Here is a 3084-nt window from a genome sequence, read left to right as displayed (position 1 = left end):
GAGGGTCTACTATTGTGCCGCAAAACAAGACCTCATCCTGAGGAGCCCGCCGAAGGCGGGCGTCTCGAAGGATGGCCGCGAGGACGCTGCCCGACAGATTTCTTTCCATATGCGATTGCCCTGGGGTTGTCCGGGATGGGTAAAGTTTGACGCAATTGTGCTGCGGCCGAGTCGTTTCAAACTCATCGCGTTTTGCAACGTGAGGTTAAGTCACGGTTCCTACGCTTACCCGATGAATTTCAGGGTCGGGCGCATTGGGCATGTTCTTTTCGTTTCGAAGCTGGTCATTGTGGCGGGTGGTGGGACCTCTGCTGGCCATCGTGTTGCTGCTGGGCGGCCTGTCTGCCGGCAGCCTGCAGGTGATGTCTGCCGTCAGGGCCTATGTGGCCGGCGAAAGCATGTGGTCGAAGGGACAGAAGGATGCCATTCACGACCTCCAGACCTATGTCAGCACCGGCGCGCCGCTCTATCTGCAGAAGTTCGATGCCGCGATCGCGGTGCCGCTGGCCGATCGCACAGCGCGGCTCGCCCTGGAATCGCCCGGCGACAATGACGCCGCGGCGAGGGCCGGCTTCGTCAGGGCGGGCAATCATGATGACGACATCGGCGGCCTGATCTGGCTGTTCAAATATTTCCGCAAGATGCACCACGTGGCCGGCGCGGTGACGGCATGGCGCAATTCGGATGTGTTGCTCGATCAGCTGATTGAAATCCGGAACGAGGCCGCGAACGACGTCGCGCTGCACGATCCGTCGGCTGCGACCATCAGGCACTGGGCCGAGCGGATCGGTGCGGTGGATGCCGCGCTGAGCACGCTCGCCGTCGATTTCTCCGATCATCTCGGCAAGGCGTCGCGCCAGGTCTCCGCGCTGCTGCTGCTGGTCAACCTCGTGATCACGGCTTGCCTTGCCGGCATCGTGCTGGTCCACACGAGGCGGATGCTGTGGCGGCGCTGGCTCGCCGAGACCGCGCTCGCGGTCGAGAAGGAGCGCGCCCAGCTTACGCTGGCATCGATCGGCGATGCCGTCATCGTGACGACGCAGGACGATCGGGTCGACTACATGAACGCCGCCGCGCAGCGGCTCATCGCGGCAGGGCAGGAGGTGACGGGACGGCCGCTGGCGTCGCTGTTCAGCATTGCCGAGCAGCCGGTGCGCGGATCGTTCGACGCCGACGACGACAGCCGGCCGCAGCTCCTGGTGCGGCCGGACCATTCCAGCGTACCGGTCTCGGTGGTCGAGACCCCGATCGTGCATGCCGGAGAACCGGCGGGCCGCGTCATGATCATTCACGACATGACCGCCGAACGGCGGCTGGTCGAGGAATTGGCGTGGGCTGCCTCGCATGACGCGCTCACCGGCCTTGCCAACCGGCGGCAGTTCGAGTTCGAACTGCACAAGGCGATGTTGGGCTCGCCTGCCATGGGCGCCGACCTGATGCTGATCGATCTCGATCAGTTCAAGATCGTCAACGACACCTGCGGCCACATGGCGGGCGACCGGTTGCTGAAGCAGGTGGCGAGGCTGCTCGCGGCCGAAGTCGGCGGCAGCGGCCTTGTCGCGCGTCTTGGCGGCGACGAGTTCGGCATTCTGCTGCGTGACGACGGCTCCGCGACGCACGACGTCGCTGCCGACGTTGCGGAGCGGATCAGGGCGGTGATCGAGCAGTCGAACTTCGTTTATGAGGGGTCGAGCTTCCGGATCAGCACGAGCATCGGCCTGGTCGGGCTGGCCGACAGCGCCGGCGTGCAGGACGCGTTGCGGCTTGCCGACGTCGCCTGTTTCCTTGCCAAGGACAAGGGACGCAACCGCGTCCAGGAGCACCGTCCGTCCGACACCGGCATGGCCGTGCGCGTTGCCGAGATGAGCTGGGTCAATCGCATTCGGAAGGGATTGGACGAGGAGCGCTTCTGCCTCTACGAGCAGGAGATCCGCCCGGTGAACGGCGCGCTGAAAGGCAACGACCGGCGCGAGCTCTTGCTGCGCTTGCGTGACGAGAGCGGCGCGCTGGTGCCGCCCGGCAGTTTCCTGCCCGCCGCCGAACGCTACGGGCTGATGCCGCTGATCGACCGCTGGGTGGTTCGCCGCGCCTTCGAGATCATCGCCGAGCGCAAGCACCAGCCGCGCAAGATTGCCAGCTACGCCATCAACCTGTCCGGCGCCACCATCGGCGACAGCGACTTCGTCGACTTCGTCGCCGGGCTGTTCGCACAGCTTGACGTTTCGCCGGCATCGGTGTGTTTCGAGATCACCGAGACCAGCGCAATCTCGAACCTCGACGAGGCGCAGAAGTTCATCGCGCGGCTGCGCGAGATCGGCTGCAGCTTCTCGCTCGACGATTTCGGCACCGGCATGTCCTCGATCGCCTATCTGAAGCACCTGCCGGTCGACATCATCAAGATCGACGGTTCGTTCGTGAAGGAGATCCTGAACAGCAAGGTCGATCGGGCGATGGTCGAGATGATCACCAAGACCGCGAAGATCATGCAGAAGCAGGTGGTCGCGGAATTCGTCGAGAACCTCGCGATCCTGGACGAGCTGCGCCAGATCGGGGTCGACTACGCCCAGGGTTACGCCATCGGGAAGCCGGTCCCGGTGCTCACCCTCTGGGAAGAAAAGATCGCCTGATCTGCCGAGATCGTCCCGAATCGGGACCTTTTCGGTCAATTCAGCCCGCCCGAGGCTGATTCTCCGGCACTTTCAATCCGAAAAACGTTTAAAAAACCTCTCGTTGTCCGTTTTGTCTCGATTATGCCTTACTCTAATTCCCTGATATGATGAGTGATCGGTGAATCCCGGTGGGCCGGGTAACAGGCCCCAGAGCACCGAACTTGGGGATTGATGGGTCAACGAACGACGAAACCTGCCCGGCGCAAGTCGAGCCGCGGCATGTCTCTGGTGGGCAGCACGGCGTTTGCCGTGAGCGCGCTTGCCCTGTCGTCTGGCCTTGCCGCCTGGATGGTCGGCATCGACCCCACCGCATGGCTTCACGGTCCGGCGCTCGCCAACACCACCGCGTCGCTGAACTTCGACGATCGCTTCGGCTCTCGCTCCACGATCAATTCGGCCTCACTCTATTATCCAC

The 3084-nt window shown here is 63.6% G+C and carries 1 protein-coding gene and 1 pseudogene; both read left to right on the top strand.

Annotated features, from left to right (window positions below; translation table 11 throughout):
* Nucleotides 1-260 precede the first annotated feature (260 nt).
* Nucleotides 261-2627, top strand: a complete 2367-nt coding sequence (locus tag PMN64_RS42555; protein WP_411785073.1) for a putative bifunctional diguanylate cyclase/phosphodiesterase — start codon at nucleotides 261-263, stop codon at nucleotides 2625-2627.
* Nucleotides 2628-2888: 261 nt separating this feature from the next.
* Nucleotides 2889-3084 (top strand): annotated as a pseudogene (locus tag PMN64_RS42550) (DUF2778 domain-containing protein); the annotation flags it as partial.

The sequence above is a fragment of the Bradyrhizobium sp. UFLA01-814 genome, from assembly GCF_046718885.1.
GTDB lineage: Bacteria > Pseudomonadota > Alphaproteobacteria > Rhizobiales > Xanthobacteraceae > Bradyrhizobium > Bradyrhizobium elkanii.
Note: the sequence above shows the minus strand (reverse complement) of the source record. Positions and strands in the feature narration are given on the sequence as shown.

What these genes read in the sequence shown, in the direction of transcription:
- PMN64_RS42555 (WP_411785073.1), top strand. Translation starts at nt 261, where the DNA reads ATGTTCTTTTCGTTTCGAAGCTGGTCATTGTGGCGGGTGGTGGGACCT.